We start from the raw sequence: 22,500 nt of genomic DNA, 5'->3' as shown, positions 1-22,500 counted from the left end.
CATCGAAGCTCGCCGCAGGCGACAATAGCTACCGCGCAGCAACGCCAACAGTTAACTAATACACAGCCCAAAAAAAGCGGCCACATTAATGTGGCCGCCCTACCCGTTACGTTTGATCGGTTAGCTGGACTTTTTTGCTATCCAATCCAACCAAAGATCCATGCCTTCGCCGGTGGTGGCCGACAGACAAATCACTTCGATGTTCGGGTTTACTTTGCGCGCATTGGCAATGCAGGCGCTAAGATCGAAGTTTAAGTGCGGCAACAGATCGATCTTATTCACCAGCATCAGCTCCGAAGCGGCAAACATGTCTGGGTACTTCAGCGGTTTGTCTTCGCCTTCGGTCACCGACAAAATCGCCACCTTGCACGACTCGCCTAAATCAAAGGCCGCAGGACACACCAAGTTGCCCACGTTTTCGATAAACAGCAGCCCACCTTGCGCCAGCTCTAAGCCGTGATATGCCTTATGCACCATCGACGCATCTAAGTGGCAGCCTTTACCGGTATTCACCTGAATCGCCTTAACCCCAGTGGCACGAATGCGCTCGGCATCGTTGGCGGTTTCTTGGTCGCCTTCAATCACCGCCATGTCACGCTCGCTGTTTTGCAGCCGCGTTAAGGTTTCGGTCAAGGTGGTGGTTTTGCCGGAGCCCGGGCTCGACACCAGATTCAGTGCCAGCACTTGATCGCGTTCAAAGTGCACACGGTTATGATCGGCAATGTGGTTATTCTTCGACAGAATGTCCTGTTCAATCTGCACCATCCGCTTTTGGGTCATGCCCGGTGCGTGGGCGTGGGCTGGGCCTTTGCCATAATGCAGATCTTGAGCGTCCTGTTGCGGCGCAAACGTCGGTTCCGCGTCGTCACTCTGGTCGTGCTGGTGCGAGTGAGCGTGATGGTCGTGCTGGTGTGGCGCGGCCGGAATGTCCGCCACACTGGCCACATGGTAGTGAATGTGCTGATGCACATCGCCGTTATGGTGGTAGTGATGGTGGATCACCATGGGCTGCGCCGTTGCACCGGCGTCACTGTGCTGGTGATGGCCGTGATGATGCGCGTGGCCATGGTGGTGATCCTGTGGCGCCGAGTGTTCATGATGATGGTGGCCGTGATCCTGATGATCGTGACCATGATGATGGTGTTGGCCTTCAACTCGGGTTTCCCCTTCGGCGCAACCGCATACAGTGCACATTAAATTAACTCCATTGATTTCACTTGCATCTGCGTGCCGTCTAAGACGGTCAGCTGATAGCCATGACAACGGGGGCAAGGATCCCCTTTTTTGCTCAGTGCGATCTGAGCGCAGCATTGAAAGCAGAAGGCGCTGCCCGCGACGGTGTCGTATTGCAACGCGGCGCCTTCAGCGATGGTGCCCTTCGACACCACCTCAAAGCCAAATTCCAATGCCTCTTTCTCAACCCCGGCCAGCTCACCCAGGCTTAATATCACCGTGGTCACCTTACTGCCTTGGCCTTTGCTTTGGGTCTCAACAATTTGCATGATCCCCTCAGCGAGAGACATCTCATGCATCGTCTAATCCTTCGATGTACTGCACTTCAATTTCGATGCACGGCGCGTGGGATTGCAGCCATACCGTTAAGCCTCGGCGCCAATCGTTGCTCTCGATCACCTCTTGGCCAATCAACGAACGGGATACGCTTTCTAGGGTGGCAACGGTTGGGATATCAATCTCGTAGAACGCGGCTTTGTCGCCGGTCCAATCGCAGCGGTGGCACAGGTTGCCACGGGCGGCGGCCACAACGCCTGGCTCATGCAGTGGGCTAGCCACTTCAGCGGGATGGGTCGCCCAGGCGGCGGCGTGCCACCATTCAACCCACAGCGCTTCCAGCCGATCACTGAGGCTCACGTCGGCCATGTGCATGCGGTGGGCGGGGCCCGATTCCAGCTCGGTTACGTTGCTGGTTTCGGTGTGGAAGCGTTGCTCCCAGTCGTGTTTGGCGATCTCTTCTAGCAGGGGTTCGTACACCAAATTCAGCCATTGATCGCGCCAATCAGACAGATCGGGCATCGCAATGGGTTTGGCGTCGGCCAGCGGATCAAAACGGTGGTTGTCCATCTCGCTGCGTAAGCTGGCAAGCTCTTGGCGCCAGTTGTTAAGCAAGTCCATGCGTTCGTCGCTGTGGGGCAGGATATGGTGTGCGGTGCGCCACAGTTGCCAACTGTGTTCGTTCACCCACTCAAGCCATAACGACTGCGCGCGAGCGGCACCGGTACTGGCCGGCAGCGGCTGATCTTGCTCTAGCAACGAAACCGCAGCCCAACGCTGAGCTTCTGCACACTGGCTGTAGATCAGCTTTAACCGTTCACTGACCTGTTGATAATCCAACCCATCCAACAACGCTGCCACATTTGGCAGTTCAATCTGAGGGTGGCATTCGGCGATACGGCCCTGTTCAACACGAATTTGAACGTAGGCGCGTGGTAGTGTCACTGACTGGCTCATGCCATTCCTCCTTGCAGATGCTGAGCCCAAGCCACAGCGGCTTGGCCCAGAGATAACCCGCCATCATTCGCGGGTACCTGATGATGAGAAAGTGGTGTTAACCCCAGTGAAACAATGCCTTGAACCAACAAGCTGTGTAGCAATTGGTTCTGCATTACCCCACCAGAAAGAACCACTTTGCTCACGTTTAACCGTTTTGCCTGTGCCGCCACCAATCCAACAAGATCCGTGGCCAGCTGTTGATGAAACTGTAGAGCAACTTCACTGGCTGGAACTTGGTTACAGATCTCAGTCAGTAACATTGACCATAACTTCGTTAAATCAATGTGATCTATCGCAACAATCGCTCCGATTTTTGGTGGATCTGTCACCGCTTGCCACGCCAGTGACTCTAATTCCATCGCCGCTTCGCCTTCAAAACTGATGGCTTCGAAGCGATCCGTCAACAGCGCAGCAACCGCATCAAACAACCGGCCAGCACTGGACGCGTTGGGGCAGTTGATCCCCTTCGCCAACCCTTGCCGCAATAACGGCAGCGGTTTTTGCTGCAAGCGCGCCAACGCCGGATGCGAATGTTGCTGCCATTGCGGCACCGCCGCTTCAAGCTGCACCAACAGGTTACGCCACGGCTGAGTGGCCGCCAGATCGCCGCCCAGCAGCGGCAACGCGGGCAAGCCCGCCACTCGTTCAGCCTGACCATAATCGCCGTACAGCAGCTCCGCGCCCCACAGTTGGTGCTCGGTGCCCTCGCCGCCCCAGCCCAGCCCATCCAACACCAAGGCCAACAGTGGCTCGCTGTGCAGTGGGATGGCGTTATCCACCATGCACGACGCCATGTGGGCGTGATGATGGCCGATTTTCAACGGTGCCACGGTTGCCGCGGGCGTTGACTCGGGATCCTGCTCAGCCAAGGTGGTGGCGGCACCGCTGTGACGGATCGCCACCGTGCTGCTGTGGTAATGCGGGTGGGCATCAATGCAGCGCTGGCTCGGCGTTACCGCAAACAGTGTGGCAAACAGATCCAAGTTGTGCTGATAGGCTTGGCGCAGCTGCAGATCAGACAGATCCCCCAGATGCGCCGAAAGCAGCGCTTGCCCCTGTTTTAGGTAGCAAAAGGTGTTCTTTAGATCGGCGCCGTAGGCCAGCAGATTGTCGGCTTGCTCAAAGCCCTGCGGTAACGTGATTGGGATTGGTACATAGCCGCGTGCTCGCCGTAAAACCTGCGTTTTCGAAGCCGTTACCCGCACTATCGAATCATCCACTCGATTGACAATGGCGCGGTTATGGCACAGCAACAGATCGGCGATCCCGCCCAGCTCGGCCACCGCTTGATCGTCGTCAATGCACGGTGGCTTGCCCGAGCCATTGCCCGAGGTCATCACCAAAGGCTGCTCAAAAGGTTGCAACAACAGGTGCTGCAACGGGTTGGATGGCAGCATCATTCCCACCGCGTGGCTGTTGTTCACCACGCTTGGCGCCAGAGCGGTGCCCGCTAAACGGCGCAATAAGACTATCGGTGCAGCGCCGCTTTGCAGCGCTTCTTGCTCGGCCTTGTTCACCTGTGCGTAAGCTTGGATCACCGCCAGATCACGCGCCATCATGGCAAAGGGTTTGCTGGGTCGATGTTTGCGTTGGCGCAGCCGTTGCACGGCCGCTTCGTTGCTGCCATCAACCGCTAAGTGGTAACCGCCTAGCCCTTTAATGGCCACCACTTGGCCCGCTTGCAGGGCGCGAATGGCTTGCTGTAAGGCGGCCTCATCTTGCGCCAGTTCGTTACCCGTGGCGTTGAGCAAGCGCAGTGCCGGGCCACAGTCGGCGCAGGCGTTGGGCTGGGCGTGAAAACGCCGATCCGCCGGATGGTCATACTCTTGTTGGCAGGCCGGGCACAAAGGAAACGGCGCCATCGAGGTATACGGGCGGTCGTACGGTACCGCACGAATGATTGAGAAACGGGGGCCACAATGGGTGCAGTTGGTAAAGGGGTAACGAAAACGGCGATTATCCGGTTGCTGCAGTTCCGCCACACATTGGCTGCAACTGGCGGTATCTGGGGCGATGCGGGTATTGCTGCTGCCGCCTTGCGAGGCGGTGATGGTGAACTGGGTTGGCACCGTGCTGAACTGACACGCTTGCAATTCGGTGCTGTCGATCCGCGCTAACGGCGGCAATCGCTGCTGCATCAGCGCAATAAAGGCGTTGGCATCGGTGTCTGCACGCAGCTTAATTAACACACCTTGGTTGTCGTTCAGCACTTCGCCAACCAAGTCTAATTCGTGGGCAAGTTGCCAAATGAAGGGGCGGAAACCCACCCCCTGCACTTGGCCGCGTACCCGAATGGCGATGCCAGTATGGGTTGCGGCAACCATGTTAGATCTCTCCTTGGTTCATCTTATCGACAATTTCTCGATACAGTTCAAGGCTGTCTAACGCCGCGGCTTGTTCCATTTTATCCATGGCAAAGCCGTTGTTTATCAAGATGTAATCCCCCAGCGCCAACGGCGCGAGGATCATATGCACGCTCACCTGCCGGATCCGCCCTAGGGTATCAACGGTGGCGATTTCGTTGTCGCGGTCCAGCTCGATAATTTTTGATGGTATGGCAAAACACATCCTGCCCCCCTTAACTGGCCAGCTTGTCGACGTACATGGCGCCAAGGGCCAAGTTGTTGCCCGCTAAATCCAGCGGTTGTGGCAACCGCAGGGCGATGTTGCGCCCCAGCCGCAGCCGGATCTGTTGCAGCAGGATTGGGTTATCAAACTCATCCCCCGCCAGCACCACCGCATCAAGACCGATGTCGTTATCCAGTTGCTCCACCCAAGTGCTAATGAAATCAGCAAAGGAATCAATCACGCCAAACGCAACGCCTTGTGGCGTATCTGGTGACGCTAAGCGGTAGCTTAAACAGGCCTGAATGGCTGGCAGGTAATCCACCACTAAGCCGTGTTCGTCGTGATGCAGCTTGTAGTCGATGCGCGGCGCGGTCATTTGATCGTGACCCAGTGCCGTGGCCAGCAAGGTTTCTGCCGCCATTTCAACGTCGTTGCCGCGATCCAGCTCTAACAACCAGGCCACCATGGCCATCACCCCAGACAGATTGCCGCGAACGCGGCGGTGATTGCTGCTGGTGAGTTGCGCCAGCCAGTCACCGTGCTTCGCGTTAAACTGCGCCAGCAAGCGTTCGCCGCTGTCGCTGGACTGCGCCAGTTGCATCAACAGATCCGCCGGATTGGTGTCGGCGTAAGGCAACCGCACCAACCATTGGCGTTCGCCTTGGCTGTCTTTGTAGATCAGCCCGGACTGGTGCTGACGGCTGAGGTACAACACCGCGGTGGAATCGCTAAAGCGCTGCTGTTGTTGCAGCCCTTCCAAGGCGTAGTGCGCGGCCAGCTCTGGCGCCACGCGATTGCCCAGTGCAGTGCGGCTAAGGTGAGCAAAGCCATCGCAGTAGCGGGCTTCAAAATCCCCCACCACCACTTTGGGTTGCAGCGGCTGGTGCACCGGCAACGGCGCCAGCTCGACATCGCCGCGCATGGCTGCGGGGCCATTGAGCCACTGCGCCACCAACAACGGCTGGTAGTCGCTGTCGCTGCCAACGGCCACAATGCCGCGCTCGGCCAACAAATTACTGATGGCTAAGCTGATGCGGTCGTCAGCCAGATGGCAGTTATACAGCGGCCGTGCCAGCTGATGGGTGGCGGCAAACTCGGGCCGAGGTTGCAGTCGCAGTTGCGGCTTCTCTTGGCTGGATAGCAGCAGCACCCCGCCATTATCGACATACAGCGCTGTGTTCACCGCTTGCGGCTGACAAAACAGCAACGCTTGGGTGTGTTTATCAATGTGGGATAGCAGCGTTAGGGTGCGGCGGCCATAGCGGTTGTCGTAGCTCACCTGCCCCTGCTCCAGCAGGGTATCAACTAACGCAAAGTGATCCACAACCCCATCGGCTTGGGTGCCACAGTGGCTGCAATGGTCGCTGGGGTGTTGATGACAATGACGGCAATAGGCCACCGGCGTTAACCGCTCTGGCAATGGCGTGGCTTCACCGCTGAACTCCTCAATAGCGACGGTTTCCGTCGCCGTCACCCAACAGGATAACGGGAAGGTTGCGGCAATCAGATCCGCCAGGGTTTCCAGTTGCGCTTGCTCAGCTTCAGCTTCTATCCAGTAACCGCTGTCGTTGGCGCCAATGCCAAATACGTGAGGGTGTTGCAGAAACTGATTACACAGTTTGGCGTAGTGACCTACCGGGCGAACGGTGGCAAAAGAGAATCGTAACTTCATATCGACATTGAGCCTTATACGGATGCGTTGGCGATGGCTTGGATGTCTGGCTCAGCTTGGACGGTGCAGCTAATGCCTAATTCGTTTAAATGCTTAAGGAGAGTTTTCTCCATCAGTGGCACCGCATTTTGCACCGCGGCGGTAAGGCGGAAGCTCATCGCTTCCAATACTTCGGGGATCACCCCCAGTACGAAGGTGGTTGGGCGGTCGCCCACCATGTCCATCATCGCTAAGGTGTGCAGCATCTCCACTTCGTGGGCGCTGCCCTGAAAGTCGATGTGGCTTGGTACCTTGTCGAAATCAAAGAAGAAGGCATCGCCGATGCTGCCGGTGTTGGAGTTTACGGTGTCGCAAATCACCACGTGATCGTATTTGGCGATGATAGGGATCAGGGCTTGGGCTAGGGTGCCGCCGTCGACAAACTCTACGAGTGGGTCGCCGGCCAGCTGATATTTTTGTTGGAAGTATTTGGCAAAATGTACGCCGATGCCCTCATCGGCGTACAGTACATTGCCAATCCCCAGTATCAGGATTTTTTCTGGCATTTCAGGTCCTTAATGGTCCTTTTTATTCTTGATTGGGTGGTAGTCGTAACCGGAGATGATCGAATCTACCGAGTTATGACGGAAGCGAATGCCACTCCATATCGCCATGTAAACATGGACAAAGAAGAAAATCACAAACACCCAAGTCAGGAAGTGATGGATCTCACGCACTGGCGCTAAACCACCGAAGCAAACAATGACCCATTCAGCAAATGGCATCATCAGCTCGGCAAAACCATCGTGATACACGTTGGCGTGCAAGGCGATGCCGGTCACGCACATCACCACAATCACCCCTGTGGTGGCGAGGTAGGTCATGTACTGCAGTGGGCCATAAACGCCCTTTTTATGCAGCTTACCCATCCACACGTAGGATTTAAGTTGGGTGATCCAACTGTTGATGTTCATTACGTCTTGCCACGAACGTCGCTCCACGTCGCTTTTACTAAAGAAGTACAAGTAAAAACGCGCCAAGGTGATGCCGCACAACACAAAGCCAAAGATCAGGTGAGCAAAACGAAACCAGCCTTGTTGCAAGTTATCGCTGCCACCGTAAGGCATCATAAATGGCCAAGCGATGTAGAACCCGGTGATCACCAAGATGATGATCGCCAGCGCCCGCAGCCAGTGGAACACCCGAATGGCGGGACTAAATACATAGTCTCGCGAATGGGGTAGATGATCCGTTTCAGGAATCATAATCAACCTCCTTATGCACCGGCTTTGATGTGGTACTCGCCCAGATCAGTGCCTTTGTAGTCCATTACGTGTACCGCACAGGCCATGCATGGATCGAAGGAGTGGATCACGCGGATCACCTCCAATGGCTTGGTTGGATCATCCAACTTCATGCCAATCAGGCTCAGCTCGTACGGGCCTTTTTTGCCTTCCGCGTCCATTGGGCCAGCGTTCCATGTGGTTGGCACCACCGCTTGGTAGTTTTCGGTTTTGCCATCTTTGATGCGGATCCAGTGGCTCAGGGTGCCCCGTGGTGCCTCAATCATTGAGTGGCCTTTGTACTCCTCGTCTTCGTCAATCACCGGCTCAACGTAAGTGGATTCATCCGCCAGCATGTTTTCGATCAACGCATCCATGGTTTCCAATGCCGATTCTGCAACCAACTTGGTTTGCAGCAAACGCGCCGCGGTACGGCCTAAGGTGGTGTACAGCGCTTCCAGTGGTAAGCCGGTTTTCGCCAACAAGCCATCCACCGCAGCAACCACACGCTGATTGCCTTTGGCGTAGTTCACCAACAAACAAGCCAGCGGGCCCACTTCGATTGGCTCGCCGTTGTAACGTGGCGATTTCACCCAAGAGTACTTGCCGCTTTCATCCACGGTCGGCAGTTCGCCGTACACGGTGTCACGCTTGATCATGCCAGTGTATTCCGGCTCAGTGGTGCCGTCGTACGGGTGCTGTGGCTCATCAGCGTCGTACCAAGAGTGGGTGACATCCTCTTTAATCGCATCGGGATCAATCGGCTGTACGTTGCCCAGATCGTTGTTGAGGATCACCCCGCCTTCAAACAGGTATTCGCCATGACCCAAAGCAAAATCTTTGGTGGCCATGAAGTTCTTCACGCCCATGCCGCCCAGTACCGATGGCTCTTGACGGAACGCTTCTGCGGCCATCAATACATCCGGCAGGTAAGCGCGGTTGATGAAGTCGGTCACGGTGGCGTGCTTCTGCTTCCACTCTTGCAACCGTGCCGGTGACAGCATGTCGCGTACCGAAGTTACCCCACCAACAACCAGCGATTGTGGGTGTGGCATTTTGCCGCCAAAGATGGCCATCATTTCAGAGGCAACACGCTGAATTTCAAGTGCTTTAAGGTAGTGAGATACCGCAATCAGGTTTTGCTCTGGGCTCAGCTTGTAGGTTGGGTTGCCCCAGTAAGCGTTCGCAAATGGCCCCAACTTACCGGTGCTAACCAGCTTGGCAACACGCTCTTGGGTGGCGCGCAGATCGCCCTCGCCCGCCGCAATTGGCTTATCGGTGTACTGCATCGCCACTTGAGCCGCTTTGGCCGGATCGGCACTCAGCGCAGAAACCACATCCACCCAATCTAAGGCGTGCAGGTGGTAGAAATGCACCACGTGATCGTGCATGTACAGCGCTTGCTGCATCAGGGTACGCAGGTATTCCGCGTTTTTAGGAATGGTTAAACCAATCGCATCTTCTACCGCTTCAATGCCAGCGCGGTAGTGGGAATAGGTACATACCCCACAAATACGCTGTACCAGCAAGCCTGCGTCCATCGGGCTGCGCCCTTTCATGATGGTTTCGATGCCGCGCCATAAAGTGGAAGCGGTCCAAGCGTCGGTGATGACATTGTTTTCATCAACTTCAACTTCAACTCGCAGGTGACCTTCGATCCGAGTGATTGGATCGACTACTACACGTTTGCTCATTTACTTGCCTCTTCCTTTTTCTCTACAACAACACTGGCAACGGCGTGTGCACCGATGCCCAGGGCCGCTAAGCCCATAATGGCGCCACCAACATAGTCAGCGGTCATATCTAGGCTGTGCAGCTCGCGCCGCCCCAGTGGCTTTTCAAAGTCAGCCATGGCATCCCAGAAGTCCGGCTCACTGCAGCCGATGCAACCGTGCCCCGCCAATACCGGCCACGAGGTGTGGTGGTTAAAGCGTTCCGTTGGGCAGTTGTTGTAGGCGTAAGGCCCTTTACAGCCCACTTTGTACAGGCAGTAGCCCTCTTTCGCGCCTTCGTCGCCAAAGGTTTCCACAAATTCACCGGCATCGAAGCGACCACGACGTTCACAGTTGTCGTGAACCCGAGCGCCGTAGGCCCACTTTGGACGACCAAACATGTCCAGCGCTGGGGCGCGACCAAACATGATGTAGTACATGATGGTGCCAACGATGTTTTTCTCGCTTGGTGGACAGCCACCTAAGTTCACCACCGGCTTGTCGATAACTTGCTCGACCCCCTTCGCTTCGGTTGGGTTTGGCGCTGCAGCTTGCACCCCACCCCAGGCGGCACAGGTGCCCACAGAGATGATCGCTTTGGCGTGCTCTGCGGCTTCTTCAATGATGTGCATGCCGGTGTGGCCTTTACAGCCCACGGTTAAGAAGCTGCCATGATCCGCCGTTGGGATAGCCCCTTCGACCGCCAAGATGTATTGACCCTTGTACTCCTTCATGGCGTGTTCGAAGTTTTCCTCCGCTTGCCAACCCGCAGCCGCCATTAAGGTTTCGTGGTACTCCAAAGAGACATGATCGAAGATCAACGCGTCAATGCTGGGGGTGTCTGCCCGGATCAGCGATTCTGAACAACCGGTACATTCCGCCATGTGCAGCCAGATCAGCGGAACCCGATCGGCAATTTGGGCGGCTTCCGCAACCATTGGGGCAAACTGCAGCGGTAAGCCCAACATGGTGGCAGTGGTGGCGCTCCACTTCATAAAGTCGCGGCGGCTAACGCCATCTTGTTCCATGCGACTATCGAGCGATTTTTGTTTTTGTGGTGCCTGTGCCTTTAACTCGTCAATGCGAGCGCGGCAGGTCGCCATTAGTGCATCGTATTTAGCCAAAATCCATTCCTCCGTTAAATGGGTTGTGCGGCGCTTAACGCTTGCTGAGCAAACGCCAACCCGCCCACACAGCAGCAACTACGGCGATCATTGGCATCAGATCGCTAGCGTGGTGAAACAGCCCCAGGCCACCGTGGCCATCGTGAGCCGATGCGGTTAGGGGAACTAAACTGGCGCTTATCGCCAAAATCACTCTGTGCATGAATACCTCGTTATTTTTGTTGGCATGCTGTTGGCTTTCATCACGACTAAGCCGATGACCCACAACACGCAGATCCTCGCAGCAACTCAATAGAACAACGGCATAAGCCGATAAAGCCACTTGCGATTAGTTAGGTTAGGCAGAATATTTAGCTAAGCCATATATCAAGTAACCTCTTTAAGGCTGTTATAAGTCTTTTAACTAAGGTTTGAAAATGGCCGAAATAAACTTATTTAGGCAATCATGAAGTGGATCAATATAAACCCCCCTCCTTTGTGGACAAGGTCACATTGTCGTTACATTCATCAAGTCAGCCTATCCACCGCCGCATTAATATGAATTTTACTCAATGGAATTTATATTTATCTCTGCAACGATCATGCTGAAAAGGTTGCCAAACACCGTTAAAACAACTCAATAAAAAACGCTAATTTACTGTATTTAAAGAAAATAACCGTAGTTATTACCATTGCAAAACTGAGCAGAAACTTGCACCGCCGGGCTAAGTTTTCGCCGCAACAATGCCGAGAAATACTCGCCAATAAGGGTGAATAATTTCCCTCAACAGCAGGGCAATGTTGCGGCAATGATAACAACAAAGGCGGAAATAAGTGCCTGACAGCAAATAACACCACCTAGGCCGAACATTATTCGGAACTCGGCAGTTATTATGCGGGGAAAGATGTTTCCACTGCGGTTATTTAACCGTCGAAGTTAGACCGCGACAAAATAACAATAAAAACAAATAAAAATTTGTCGATTTTTAACGGCAACGGTGGCAGGTAGGTCGTAAAACTGAGCAGGGATGATGATCCAGCGCACAAAGTGACGTTGTATTTAATGCTGATAAACGTCAGGTCGATACACTCAAGCAAACCGTTAATCCGCGTTAGCAGGAGTGCTCATGCCATTACAACAATTACAACAAGCTGCGTTAGATCACATCCGTAACCCCAACCTCACCCAGGGGCAAAAACAGCTGGCGCTAGCGCAATTACTTGAAGCCGCACTGCCGGCGCCAAACTTCAACGACGACGTCAACGCCGCCATCAACAGCGGCTTGCTGCACGACATGTTTGAAAGCCCGGCGCCCTTTAAACCCCGTTACGTGCTGCCGGATTACGCCAAAGCCTTACAGCAAGGCAGTGCCTTTTTAGAGCTGGCACCGCCCACTAACCTAGATGAAGCGATCAACTTCCTGACCATCTTGTATCAGCACGTGCCTTCGGTCACCACCTATCCGGTGTTCCTAGGCCATTTAGATTGTTTGCTGGACCCTTTTGTCAGCGCCGACATCAGCGATGAACAGCTCGAGCACAAGATCACCCTGTGGTGGCAACTGCTGGATCGCACCTTGCCAGACTCCTTTGTGCACGCCAACTTAGGCCCACAGGACTCCCGCATCGGCCGCACCATCTTAGCGGTGGACGCCAAGCTGCAGCAGTCGGTGCCCAACCTGACCTTCCGCTACGGCGCCGACACAACCCCTGCCCCTTTATTGCAGCAGGTGGTGGATAACATCATTGCCTGCAACAAGCCCCACATCGCCAACCACGATCGCATCGCCGCGGATTTCCCGCAGGATTACGGCGTGGTCAGTTGCTATAACTCGCTGCCTCTGGGCGGCGGCAGCCACACGCTATTGCGGCTTAACCTGCTGCAGTCGTTCGCGTTGTGCGATGGCACCGAACAAGATTACCTCACCCGAGTGGTGCCCCATTGCGCCCAGTTAATGGCCGAAGGGATGCGCCATCGCATTCACTTCTTGGTGGAAGAATCGAACTTCTTTCAAGCCAACTTCCTGTGCCGCGAAGGGTTGGTGTCGTTAGATAACTTTACCGCCATGTTTGGGATCTACGGTTTGGCCGAGTTAGTTAACGGCTTGATGGACGCCCAAGGCCAATCTGGCCGCTACGGCTTAGACGATGCCGCCACCGCGTTAGGCGAGCGCATTGTGGCCGCGTACCAGCAGCAAGTGCAGGCGCTTGAGATGCCCTATTGCCGCGACGGTAAGGTGTTGTTCCATTCGCAATCGGGGATCTCCTGCGATGCCGACACCACCGCCGGCGCACGCATTCCGGTTGGGCAAGAGCCCGATACCGTGAGCCACATCAAAGCACTGGCCCCACTGCACCCATACTTTGATGGCGGTGTGAGCGACATCTTTGGTTTCGAGCCCACCATTCGCCATAATCCCACCGCCCTGACCCGCCTCGTGCTGGGTGGATTCCAATTGGGCCTGCGAATGTTCACCGCCAATTTAAGCGACAACGATCTGGTGCGCGTAACCGGCTACATGGTGCGTAAATCCGACATCGCCAAGTTCCGGCAACAGGCCGAGCGCCACAATTCAACGGTTCTGGGCGCGGAAGCCGTAGACATCGTTAAAATTCTTGAGCGGCAAACGCGCACGCTTAGTCACGAACAACACCCTTCAAATCTATGGTAATGCGATTTTTATCTTTTGGGCGCCCCAACGTCGCCCCCAGCACCACCGCGCCCAGTGCCCGCGGCCACATCAGCAAGTTGCTGCCCTTCAGCTGTGTTGACGGCCCCGGCAGCCGCTTGGTGGTGTTTTTTCAGGGCTGCAACATGGATTGCGGCAGTTGCCACAATCCGCACAGCGTTGGCCACTGCAACCAATGCGGTGATTGCGCCGAGGTGTGCCCGCACAACGCCATTACCATGCGCAGCGACATCCGCCACTGCAACAGCAGCCTATGCCAGCAATGCGATAGCTGCATCGATCAGTGCCCACGGCGCTGTAACCCAACCAGCCAACACTACAGCGTGGATGAACTGGTTAAGCGCATTGCCGGCCACGCGCCGCTGCTGGATGGCGTCACCTTCTCTGGCGGCGAAGCAAGCCTGCAACACCGCTTTTTATTGCCGCTGTGTGATGCCCTAGCCGCCGATCCGCACACCCAACAGCTGTCGCGCTTGGTGGACTCCAACGGCCTGTTGGCGGCGGCAAAGTGGGCAACCTTGCTCCCCAAAATTGATGGGGTGATGCTGGACATCAAAGCCATTGATGAAATCTTGCACCGTAAGCTCACGCGACGCAGCAACGTACAGGTGTTAGCCAGTGCTGAACTGCTGGCTGAGGCAGGCAAGCTCACCGAGCTGCGTTGGTTGATCATTGAAGGGCTGAATGACAGCAGCGCCGAGATCAACGCGATGATCCGTTTTTACCGCTCGTTGGCTCAGCAACCGCCGCTGCGCCTCAACGCCTTTCATCACCACGGCGTGCGCCACGAGTTTGCCCAAGCGCACCAACCCACCAGCCCCGAGCGCATCGACGAAATCGCCCAGCAGCTGCAACAAGCTGGGATCGTCACCACCACCGTGCGCGTGGATTAGCCCGATAGGCTAACAACAGACTCGCGCTGCTCAAGATCAGCACCCTCAACAACGCCCAGTGACGCACTCCACTGGGCGTTGTTGCAAGAAAATAACGGCGCTTAGAGGCGCTCGTCACCACCGCACTAGTTCAGTGGCAGCAGAATGTCGGTGATCGCTTGGTGTACCGGCACATCGGGGAAAAACTTCACCCGCTCAAGCATCAGCGGTGCCGAACGCGCCTGCTGCTGGCTTTGTGCCAGCCAATCGCGGCAAAGATAGTTGATGGCATCGGTAAGGCCCGCGTCGTCGCCAACGTAACGCAGCACCGCAAAGTTACCGCCGGGGATCAGCCCATCCTCAACCCCAAAATCGTTCTCCTCAACCCTGCCCGGATATTCGCAACAGATGTCCATCTGAAACGCGTCTGGAGCGCAGGTGGCGGGATCGGCATACAGTAAGTTAAAGGTGCGCGCCAATTGCGGCGGTAGGCGCTCTTTCTCGCGCCAAGCGATAATGCGCCCAATGCTGGCGCCTAACTTGGCCGGATCGCCTTTATGGCTAACAACCGCGACCGGAATATCCGCCAACACCTGTTGCTCTACCTGATACTGCTGTTCCATCTGCTGCTTACTCTTTGTCTGCATTACCTATTGGCAGCATAACCAGCCGTTGCCTTAGCCACTGAGAGCCCGCGAACAGTTCCTCCATGACGCCAGTGAGCCACCCCACAAATATCAATAAGCAGTGGAAAATTAAGCCAGATCATATTTCGCTGCATTGCTCAGCAATTCACGAGGTTAATCACCACGCGGGCGACGGAATGAGCTAGGCTCGGTGGCAACCGCTGTCGGTAAAGAGCCACACAACATCATGACCGAAATCAATCAAGTACTGCTACTTATGGCGCATCCTGCGCTGGATCGATCCGAGATCAACCGCCCCATGTTCCACCAAGCCGTTAACACCAGCGGCGTCACCAGCGTCGATCTGTATCGGCAGTACCCGCGCTTTAATATTGATGTGAACGCCGAGCAACAACGGTTGCTGCAACATCAGGTGATCCTGTTTCAATTTCCCTTTTATTGGTATTCGGTACCGGCGCTGTTGAAAGAGTGGATGGATCTGGTGCTGGAATACGGCTTTGCCTATGGCCAAGATGGCACCGCATTAAAGGGCAAACGGTTTGCGGTGGCGCTGACCGCCGGGGGCCGCGAAGACAGTTACCACGCTGATGGCCTCAACCGGTGTTCACTGACCGAGTTGCTGCGTCCCTTAGAACAGATGGCGCAGCTGACCGGCATGATCTGGCAGCCACCGTTTGTGATTTACGGCGCCCGCACCGCCGCCGAAGATGGCCGCTTAACGCCACACTTAGATCAGTGGCAACAATGGCTCGCTCACTGGGTTAAGGAGAACCAGCAATGACCGGTTATCTGCTGCAAGCGTTTATCTATCTATTGGCGGCGGTGGTGGCGGTGCCCATCGCTAAGCGGTTCGGCTTAGGCTCGGTGCTGGGCTACTTAGTCGCCGGGGTGGTGATAGGGCCAATGATCGGCCTTGTGGGCGATGAAACCGTCACCATTCAACACTTCGCCGAATTCGGCGTGGTGATGATGCTGTTTCTGGTGGGGTTAGAGCTGGAACCGAAAATGCTGTGGTCGATGCGCCATAAGCTGTTGGGGTTGGGCGGCTTGCAAGTCACCGTGTCCACCGCCGCCGTGGCCGCCATCGCCCTAGCCTTCGAACAACGCTGGGAAGTGGCGCTGACCATTGGCTTGCTGTTTTCGTTGTCATCAACCGCCATCGTGCTGCAAACCTTAAATGAAAAAGGGCTTCACCAGACCCACGGCGGCAAAAGCGCTTTTGCGGTGTTGTTGATGCAAGACATCGCGGTGATCCCCATGCTGGCGCTGATCCCGCTGTTGGCGATCCCCGAATTAGTGGCCTCCGCCAACGCCTTAGCAGAGGCCGCCGAGCACCACCCCGAATTAAGCTTGGTGGCGGGGTTGCCACCTTGGGCCTATGGCTTGGTGATCACCGCCAGCATCGCCGTGGTGATTGTCGGCGGCCGCTATTTAACCCGCCCCTTAATGCGCTACGTTGCCAGCGCCGGCGTGCGCGAGCTGTTCAGCGCCACCGCCTTATTGCTGGTGATTGGGGTGGCGGCACTGATGAGCTTAGTGGGCTTGTCCCCCGCCCTAGGCACCTTTTTGGCCGGCGTAGTACTGGCCAACAGCGAATTTCGTCATGAACTGGAAGCCAACATCCATCCCTTTAAAGGGCTGTTGCTGGGGCTGTTTTTCATTACCGTTGGCGCGGGCATCAACTTCTTGTTGTTGTCGCAACAGCTGCTGTTGATTGTCGGCCTGACCTTGGGGCTAATGTCGCTCAAAGGGCTGATCTTATTTGGCTTGGCCAAGCTGTTTAAGCTCAAGCCCGCCGATGGCTGGCTGTTTACCCTAAGCTTGGCGCAAGCCGGTGAATTCGGCTTTGTGCTGTTGTCGTTCAGTGGCCAAAGTAATGTGTTGGCTGCGCCGCTGGTGGACACCTTAAGCTTGGTGGTGGCGCTGTCGATGTTCTTAACGCCGCTGCTGTTCATCGTTTACGACAAGCTGATTTTGCCCCGCTACGAACAGCAGCTTAATCAGCGCGAGGCCGATCCCATTGATGAACAAGCGCCGGTGATCATTGCCGGCATTGGTCGCTTTGGGCAGGTGGTTAACCGCATGCTCCGCACCAATGGGATCCCAACGGTGGTGTTGGATCACCAAGCAGAGCGGATTGAGTTGCTGCGCCGGATCAACACCAAAGCCTACTTCGGCGAAGCCACCAATCCCGAAGTGCTGCACACCGCAGGCATCGAACAAGCAAAGCTGCTGATCATCGCCATTGATAACCAGCAAGATGCCATTGAGTTAACCAAATACCTGCGCCGCCACTACCCCAAATTAGTGATCTTGGCGCGGGCGTTTGATCGGGGCCATTACTACCTGTTGCGCCAAGCGGGCGCATCGGCGGTGCAGATGGAAACCTTCCACAGCGCCTTAGAAGTGGGCGCCGAAGCACTGCGGCAGTTGGGCAACCACCCCTTCTACGTTGAACAACAGAAAAACACCTACCTGCGGATCGCCACCCACAGTGGCGACAAACTCTATAACGCCTGGTTGGACGACTCCGAAGGCGAACGCTACGACAACAACTTCCAGAAGCTGTTTATTCAAGTAGAGAACGACATCCGCGAGGCGATGCTCTCTGGCCGTTCCTCGTCCGCCGATCGCGCCGATCGGGCTTGGTCGCCGCCGCCCAAGGACTACCAAGATAAGCTGTAAAAACAACACGCCCCCGCCAGCAAACACTGACGGGGGCGTGATCATCTTGGCGCGATTAACGCCAACGGGGCATCACCGTTAAGCTTTCAGATCTTTAATCAGATGCTCGAACTGACCCGATTGCTGCGCTAAACGGCCCATGTTGGCTTCGGTTTCGGCCATCATCTGGCTGACTCGACCGGCGTTTTGGCGCAGTTCGGTAATGTTTTCCACCAGCGACGAAGCCACGGTGCTTTGCTGTACGGTGGCCGCGGCGATCTCGGCGCTGTTGTCGGCAATGCCGCGGTTACGGCCGCTCACTTGCTGGATCTCGTTGCGAACGTGATCCATCAGTTGTGAACTGCTTTTGGCGCGTTCAACGGTGCGTTCCATCACATCAATCAGTTGGGTACGATCTTTTTGCAGCGCGTCCATCATCCCCTGAATCGATACCGTGGCCTGCTGCGTGCGGCCAGCCAAGGTACGCACTTCATCGGCAACCACCGCAAAGCCACGGCCTTGCTCACCGGCGCGCGCCGCTTCAATCGCCGCGTTCAAGGCCAACAGGTTGGTTTGCTCAGAGATGTCGTTAATGCCACCAAGCACCTGATTGATCTGGATAATGTTCTTCTCAAGCTGATGCACTGCCGAGGAAGCGTCGGACACTTCATCTTCCAGTGCCGCCAAGCTTTGCTGAGTTTGCTCGAGCTTGAGCTCGCCATCTTGGCTGGCATCCACCGCTTGCTGGGTGCTGGCCGAGGAGTTTGTGGCGTTGTTGGCCACATCGCGGATGGAGTGCTCCATCTCTTCCGAAGCGCTGGCTAAGCTGTCCAATCGGGTCGCTTGCTCTGCGGTCATGCTGACCGATTCGGTCGACACCTGACGCAACTGCGAGCTGATCTCGTTCAGCAGCGCGGCACCGGATTGCATCTCTTGCACCAAGGATTGCTCACGCTCGGCCACCTTGTCGACGGTAACGGCAATCTGGCTGAACTCGTCCCGCACCACAAAGTAGTTCAAACGGTTGGTTAAGTCCCCATCGGCCAACTTCACCAAGGCGCCATTCAAGGAGAACATCGCCCCACCAACAAAGGTCATCAGGTAGTAGCACATCATGCCACTCACAAATAACCCTAAGCCGAAGACAATCAGGACGGTTGTGGTGATCGGCGCCCAAAAATCGGCACTGGCAGAGGTAAGCAGGGCTTGCTCGTGCATGGCAGACAACAGGCTGGTGCCTATCACCAACAGCACGGTGACAAAACAGCCAAAGAGCAGAGCGAATTTTTCTCTAATGGTTAACTTGATGAATATCTGGTCTATCCATCGAAAGGCGATTTCACGCATCGGAACACATCCTACCGAACTACAACGATGATTCATTATGTCGCAAGTGAATATGTATAGGGAAGGCATCAACCCGACAAAAACATCAAAAAGTGCAACTTTTGCTGCCGTTGCCGCCTTTCCACACAGCAGTGATAACCTTGGTTACGCTGCTGTTTTGTCGATATAAATTTCTATTTTTGGTTATTTTGCAGACAAAAAGATGGGGGTTATTAAAATGTTGCCCCGATGGCCTGACCGCTTAATTTATCAGCAGCAGATAAGAGCATCTCCGCGCCATTGTGGCTGTGAGTTACTGTGAACGCCCAGTCTGAGACAAAAACGAACAGCAGCAAAGCTGATAGCAGCCCCTACAGCCACAGCCACGCCATCGGTACAATCAAAGGCGCTACTCGGACGCTGTCGTGACCACAGTAATGCGATTTATCACCCGCTGATCTGCTGCCATGCCCCCCAGCAACAACACGCGGTTATCAACCACCACCGCCCCGCGCAAGTCCATCACCGCCGTGGCGGTGGTCGCAAGCTGCCAACGGCCACTGGCCAAATCGTATTGGGCCAAGCGCGATGCCGGAGCCGATGGGGTGCCGTTGTAACCAATGCCATCGTAGTTGTACGGGTTATCGCTGCCGCCAATAAACCACAGGCTGTCGCCACTGGGGGCGGCAATCGCGGCCATGCGGTAATGGGCCTGTTGATCCGGATGGGCGATGGTGCGCCAATCAATGCGGCTGGGATCCTTGGGGTTTATCTCGCCCCGATAGCAGGCAGCTTCTTTGCTAAAGCCACGACGACGCTCTGGGTAGTAATCCACCTTAACCCCATCGCACACCACCATGGTTTGCCCCTGCAACGCCCCTGCTCCGCCAAAGATCGGCGTCCCAGGAAACGGGCTGGCCTGCGACCAACGGTCGGTTTGGGTATCGTACAGCTGCACTAAATTCACGTTACCGTCGTTATGCCAACCGGAGATCAAATAGATATAACGCTGTTGATACACCAGCGCCACGGCATCATCGACCGGCACTGGCATTGGCGCTAACCGTTGGTAACGCTTGATTTTTGGCTGATAACGAAACACATCAGGCAGCGACACTTCGCTGTGATCCGCCTCAACGGTATAGCCCCCAAACAGATAGGCGTGTTCGCCCACCCCAACCGCGACGGACGCTAACCGCCCTTGCTGCGAGCCCGGCAGCGGCGGCAACGAATGCCACTGACGGTCGCCAACCGCCAGCCCAAAGCCTTTGGCGTGAACGTCGGTGTAACTTTTGCCGCGGCCAAGGCCGTTAAAACTCAGCAAATATTGCTGATCGGCCACCGTCACGCTGGCCACGGCGTTGTTACTGACGGGCTCAGGCAAGGGGGGCAGGTTCGCCGCGGTCGCACTGATGGGCAGCATGGCTGCAAGAAGGGTCCGTTTCATCAAAAATCCCTGATAAGTTGATCGGTTTTAAATCAGCCGCGGTAACCGCTGCTGCATGGATGTGGGCAGCTGGCTAACCACCAATTTACGGATCCGATGCCAGCCCACCGACAAGGCGATCAAGCCAAGGCCAACCACTAAGCCGGTTACCGTGATCCCTTGATCCACAAAGCCGTTTTGGCTAAGCAACGCCGCAAACGCGCTGATCACATACACCAAGGCCGACACCATCATGGCGCGGCGATCGATCACCAACGACACCAGCGCCAGCAACAGGTACAAGCCAAAGATGATCAGCGATTGGCTCACCCCAATGCCGCTGTCTAGGGCACCGGTGGCGAAAAAGATTGGGTGCACGATCAGCGGCGATGCCACCAAGTGCAGCCAAAACGCCACATCGGCACGGCCACTGATCCGAGCGGGATCGGAAAAGTCCCAATACAGCGCCAGCGCAAACAAGCCCAAACCGGCCAGCAAGCAGATAACATTGAGTGACCACAGCGCCTCTGGGAACGCCGCAATCAGGCTGGTTGCTACCCCAACCACTAACGAAACCGCAGCCGCTGCAATGGTGATGGGCACTTTAAAGGTGCGCCAATGCAGCCACGCGGCCAATGCGGCGGCGATCCCCGCGGGCACCGAACGGTTGGCGCTGCTTAAAAAGGTACTCAGCTGCTCAACGCTGACGTAGATCCCGTACACAAAGGCAACCAACAGCACGATTGCTGGCAGGGCCATCCGCTTGTTCAAGACAAAATAGAGCGACAACAACCACGAGGCCGCCGCTAACGCCACCCCGCCCATGCCCGGAAAAACCCCATTGGTAAGATCTTGCACCCCCACCAGCAACAGCATGCTGGCGATCACAACAAAAATGTCATTAAAACCGGTTACTAAGCGAAAATGCTCGGCATCCACGGCGGTATCTTGATGGCGCTGCTGCCAAAATTGGCGCAGCTGCTCGGCTTGTTGTGGTGCGATCACCCCAGCATCTACCGCAGCGCTTAAATCGTCATCACTGTACATAGGCAAACCCCACTTTGTTCTCTTCGCCCAAACTACCACTGCCACTGGTCAGAAGCACACCGTTGCCACGATCCCTCAGCCGTTCGCCGAATTGTTGCTCAGCCACGGGGCAACCAAGCGACAATTGGCCACGCACTCGCCACCCCGTTGCTCAATCCGGCCGCCAACGCCGCCGTTGATCGAATTTTTGCTACACTAGCGGGCTTGGGCATTACCCTTACTTAAATCAGTCACTTCGGGAATTTGTATGAATAAACTCATTTGGGCAGCGATCTTCGCTGTGGTGATGCTGTGGTCTGGTTATCAGCCCAAAGATCAATTCACTTGGTTTTTGGAAGTGGTGCCCGCCATGATTGGCGCGGTGATCTTAGTGGCAACGCTGAAACGCTACCCACTGACGCCACTGGTGTACCAATTGATCCTGCTGCATTGCGTTATTTTGATGGTGGGTGGCCACTACACCTACGCCGAAGTGCCGCTGTTTGATTGGATCAAAGAGTGGTTCAACCTGGATCGCAACAACTACGACAAAGTCGGCCATCTGGCGCAGGGCTTTATTCCGGCGATGATTGCCCGCGAGATCTTTATTCGCAATAAGGTCGTTAACGGCACCTATTGGCGGAACTTCTTGGCGGTGTGTTTCTGCTTAGCGTTCAGCGCCTTCTACGAATTGATCGAATGGTGGGTGGCCGCCGCCACCGGCGAAGACGCCGAAGCCTTCCTTGGCACCCAAGGCTACGTGTGGGATACCCAGTCCGATATGATGCTGGCACTGATCGGCGCCATCGGCGCCTTGGCGTTACTGGGTCGCTGGCACGATCGCCAACTCGCGCAATTAAGCGCTCGATAGCCTTTTGCCAAGGCGGCTAACGCCTTGCCGCGCACCAGCAACAACAACGCCACTGCAGCTGCAGTGGCGTTTTTTTAGGCTGTGTATTAGTTAACTGTTGGCGTTGCTGCGCGGTAGCTATTGTCGCCTGCGGCGAGCTTCGATGGCACTGCT

20 protein-coding genes are annotated in these 22,500 nt (G+C 55.7%); 5 read left to right on the top strand and 15 right to left on the bottom strand.

All coding sequences use genetic code 11. From position 1 onward, the window contains the following. Positions 1 to 120: 120 nt before the first annotated feature. From hypB to Q0796_RS17200, 11 genes are read right to left on the bottom strand one after another with little or no spacing between them, the layout of a single operon-like run. Entirely contained in the window at positions 121 to 1,194 is a 1,074-nt protein-coding gene (gene hypB, locus Q0796_RS17250) for a hydrogenase nickel incorporation protein HypB (RefSeq protein WP_298445480.1), read from the bottom strand. After that, positions 1,194 to 1,532, bottom strand: a complete 339-nt coding sequence (gene hypA / locus Q0796_RS17245; protein ID WP_298445478.1) for a hydrogenase maturation nickel metallochaperone HypA — start codon at positions 1,530 to 1,532, stop codon at positions 1,194 to 1,196. Before hypA ends, hypB begins: the two co-directional genes overlap by 1 nt. Next, positions 1,525 to 2,466 (bottom strand): hypothetical protein, encoded by a 942-nt coding sequence (locus Q0796_RS17240; RefSeq protein ID WP_298445475.1) that lies wholly within the window; start codon positions 2,464 to 2,466, stop codon positions 1,525 to 1,527. Before Q0796_RS17240 ends, hypA begins: the two co-directional genes overlap by 8 nt. Beyond that, a complete protein-coding gene (gene hypF, locus Q0796_RS17235) occupies positions 2,463 to 4,832 on the bottom strand; it encodes a carbamoyltransferase HypF (protein WP_298445473.1) in 2,370 nt (789 codons plus the stop codon). Before hypF ends, Q0796_RS17240 begins: the two co-directional genes overlap by 4 nt. A 1-nt stretch (position 4,833) precedes the next feature. Beyond that, positions 4,834 to 5,076: a HypC/HybG/HupF family hydrogenase formation chaperone gene (gene hypC, locus Q0796_RS17230; protein WP_298445470.1), complete on the bottom strand. Its 243-nt coding sequence runs from the start codon at positions 5,074 to 5,076 to the stop codon at positions 4,834 to 4,836. A gap of 10 nt (positions 5,077 to 5,086) precedes the next feature. Continuing rightward, complete coding sequence (locus tag Q0796_RS17225) at positions 5,087 to 6,748, bottom strand: hypothetical protein (RefSeq protein WP_298445467.1); 1,662 nt, start codon at positions 6,746 to 6,748, stop codon at positions 5,087 to 5,089. Between the two features lie 14 nt (positions 6,749 to 6,762). Beyond that, positions 6,763 to 7,293 carry a HyaD/HybD family hydrogenase maturation endopeptidase gene (locus tag Q0796_RS17220; protein ID WP_298445465.1) on the bottom strand — a complete coding sequence of 177 codons (531 nt, stop codon included), beginning with the start codon at positions 7,291 to 7,293 and terminating at the stop codon, positions 6,763 to 6,765. Positions 7,294 to 7,302: 9 nt separating this feature from the next. Beyond that, on the bottom strand, positions 7,303 to 7,992 hold the full coding sequence (cybH, locus tag Q0796_RS17215; RefSeq protein ID WP_298445462.1) for a Ni/Fe-hydrogenase, b-type cytochrome subunit: 690 nt from the start codon (positions 7,990 to 7,992) through the stop codon (positions 7,303 to 7,305). 11 nt (positions 7,993 to 8,003) lie between these two features. Beyond that, the gene (locus Q0796_RS17210; protein ID WP_298445460.1) at positions 8,004 to 9,704 is read right to left on the bottom strand and encodes a nickel-dependent hydrogenase large subunit; all 1,701 of its coding nucleotides are present in this window, start codon (positions 9,702 to 9,704) and stop codon (positions 8,004 to 8,006) included. After that, on the bottom strand, positions 9,701 to 10,825 hold the full coding sequence (locus Q0796_RS17205; RefSeq protein ID WP_298445483.1) for a hydrogenase small subunit: 1,125 nt from the start codon (positions 10,823 to 10,825) through the stop codon (positions 9,701 to 9,703). Before Q0796_RS17205 ends, Q0796_RS17210 begins: the two co-directional genes overlap by 4 nt. Positions 10,826 to 10,880: 55 nt before the next feature. Continuing rightward, positions 10,881 to 11,048, bottom strand: coding sequence for a hypothetical protein (locus Q0796_RS17200; RefSeq protein WP_298445457.1), 168 nt, complete (start codon positions 11,046 to 11,048; stop codon positions 10,881 to 10,883). A 904-nt stretch (positions 11,049 to 11,952) separates the two neighbouring features. Here Q0796_RS17200 and Q0796_RS17195 point away from each other — a divergent pair. Continuing rightward, the gene (locus Q0796_RS17195; RefSeq protein WP_298445454.1) at positions 11,953 to 13,497 is read left to right on the top strand and encodes a YjjI family glycine radical enzyme; all 1,545 of its coding nucleotides are present in this window, start codon (positions 11,953 to 11,955) and stop codon (positions 13,495 to 13,497) included. Next, entirely contained in the window at positions 13,497 to 14,408 is a 912-nt protein-coding gene (locus Q0796_RS17190; RefSeq protein ID WP_298445451.1) for a YjjW family glycine radical enzyme activase, read from the top strand. Before Q0796_RS17195 ends, Q0796_RS17190 begins: the two co-directional genes overlap by 1 nt. Positions 14,409 to 14,533: 125 nt before the next feature. Here Q0796_RS17190 and Q0796_RS17185 read toward each other — a convergent pair whose 3' ends face one another. Beyond that, positions 14,534 to 15,034, bottom strand: a complete 501-nt coding sequence (locus Q0796_RS17185; RefSeq protein WP_298445447.1) for a GyrI-like domain-containing protein — start codon at positions 15,032 to 15,034, stop codon at positions 14,534 to 14,536. A 190-nt stretch (positions 15,035 to 15,224) separates the two neighbouring features. Between Q0796_RS17185 and Q0796_RS17180 the strand changes: the two genes are divergently transcribed. Both Q0796_RS17180 and Q0796_RS17175 read left to right on the top strand, forming a co-directional pair. Beyond that, positions 15,225 to 15,815: an NAD(P)H-dependent oxidoreductase gene (locus Q0796_RS17180; RefSeq protein ID WP_298445446.1), complete on the top strand. Its 591-nt coding sequence runs from the start codon at positions 15,225 to 15,227 to the stop codon at positions 15,813 to 15,815. Further along, positions 15,812 to 17,719 carry a monovalent cation:proton antiporter-2 (CPA2) family protein gene (locus Q0796_RS17175; RefSeq protein ID WP_298445443.1) on the top strand — a complete coding sequence of 636 codons (1,908 nt, stop codon included), beginning with the start codon at positions 15,812 to 15,814 and terminating at the stop codon, positions 17,717 to 17,719. The genes Q0796_RS17180 and Q0796_RS17175 overlap by 4 nt, the downstream gene beginning before the upstream one ends. Before the next feature lie 78 nt (positions 17,720 to 17,797). Here the strand turns inward: Q0796_RS17175 and Q0796_RS17170 are convergent, their stop codons facing one another. The 3 genes from Q0796_RS17170 to Q0796_RS17160 form a co-directional block, all read right to left on the bottom strand. After that, the gene (locus Q0796_RS17170) at positions 17,798 to 19,045 is read right to left on the bottom strand and encodes a methyl-accepting chemotaxis protein (RefSeq protein WP_298445441.1); all 1,248 of its coding nucleotides are present in this window, start codon (positions 19,043 to 19,045) and stop codon (positions 17,798 to 17,800) included. Positions 19,046 to 19,433: 388 nt separating this feature from the next. Then, the gene (locus tag Q0796_RS17165; protein ID WP_298445438.1) at positions 19,434 to 20,471 is read right to left on the bottom strand and encodes a galactose oxidase; all 1,038 of its coding nucleotides are present in this window, start codon (positions 20,469 to 20,471) and stop codon (positions 19,434 to 19,436) included. A gap of 27 nt (positions 20,472 to 20,498) precedes the next feature. Further along, the gene (locus tag Q0796_RS17160) at positions 20,499 to 21,497 is read right to left on the bottom strand and encodes a hypothetical protein (RefSeq protein WP_298445436.1); all 999 of its coding nucleotides are present in this window, start codon (positions 21,495 to 21,497) and stop codon (positions 20,499 to 20,501) included. A 247-nt stretch (positions 21,498 to 21,744) separates the two neighbouring features. On the opposite strand from Q0796_RS17160, the gene Q0796_RS17155 reads away from it, so the two are divergent. Further along, positions 21,745 to 22,347, top strand: a complete 603-nt coding sequence (locus Q0796_RS17155) for a DUF2238 domain-containing protein (RefSeq protein ID WP_298445433.1) — start codon at positions 21,745 to 21,747, stop codon at positions 22,345 to 22,347. The last annotated feature ends 153 nt before the right edge of the window (positions 22,348 to 22,500 follow it).

Origin of the sequence: uncultured Ferrimonas sp. (genome assembly GCF_947489035.1) — a bacterium.
GTDB lineage: Bacteria > Pseudomonadota > Gammaproteobacteria > Enterobacterales > Shewanellaceae > Ferrimonas.
Note: the sequence above shows the minus strand (reverse complement) of the source record. Positions and strands in the feature narration are given on the sequence as shown.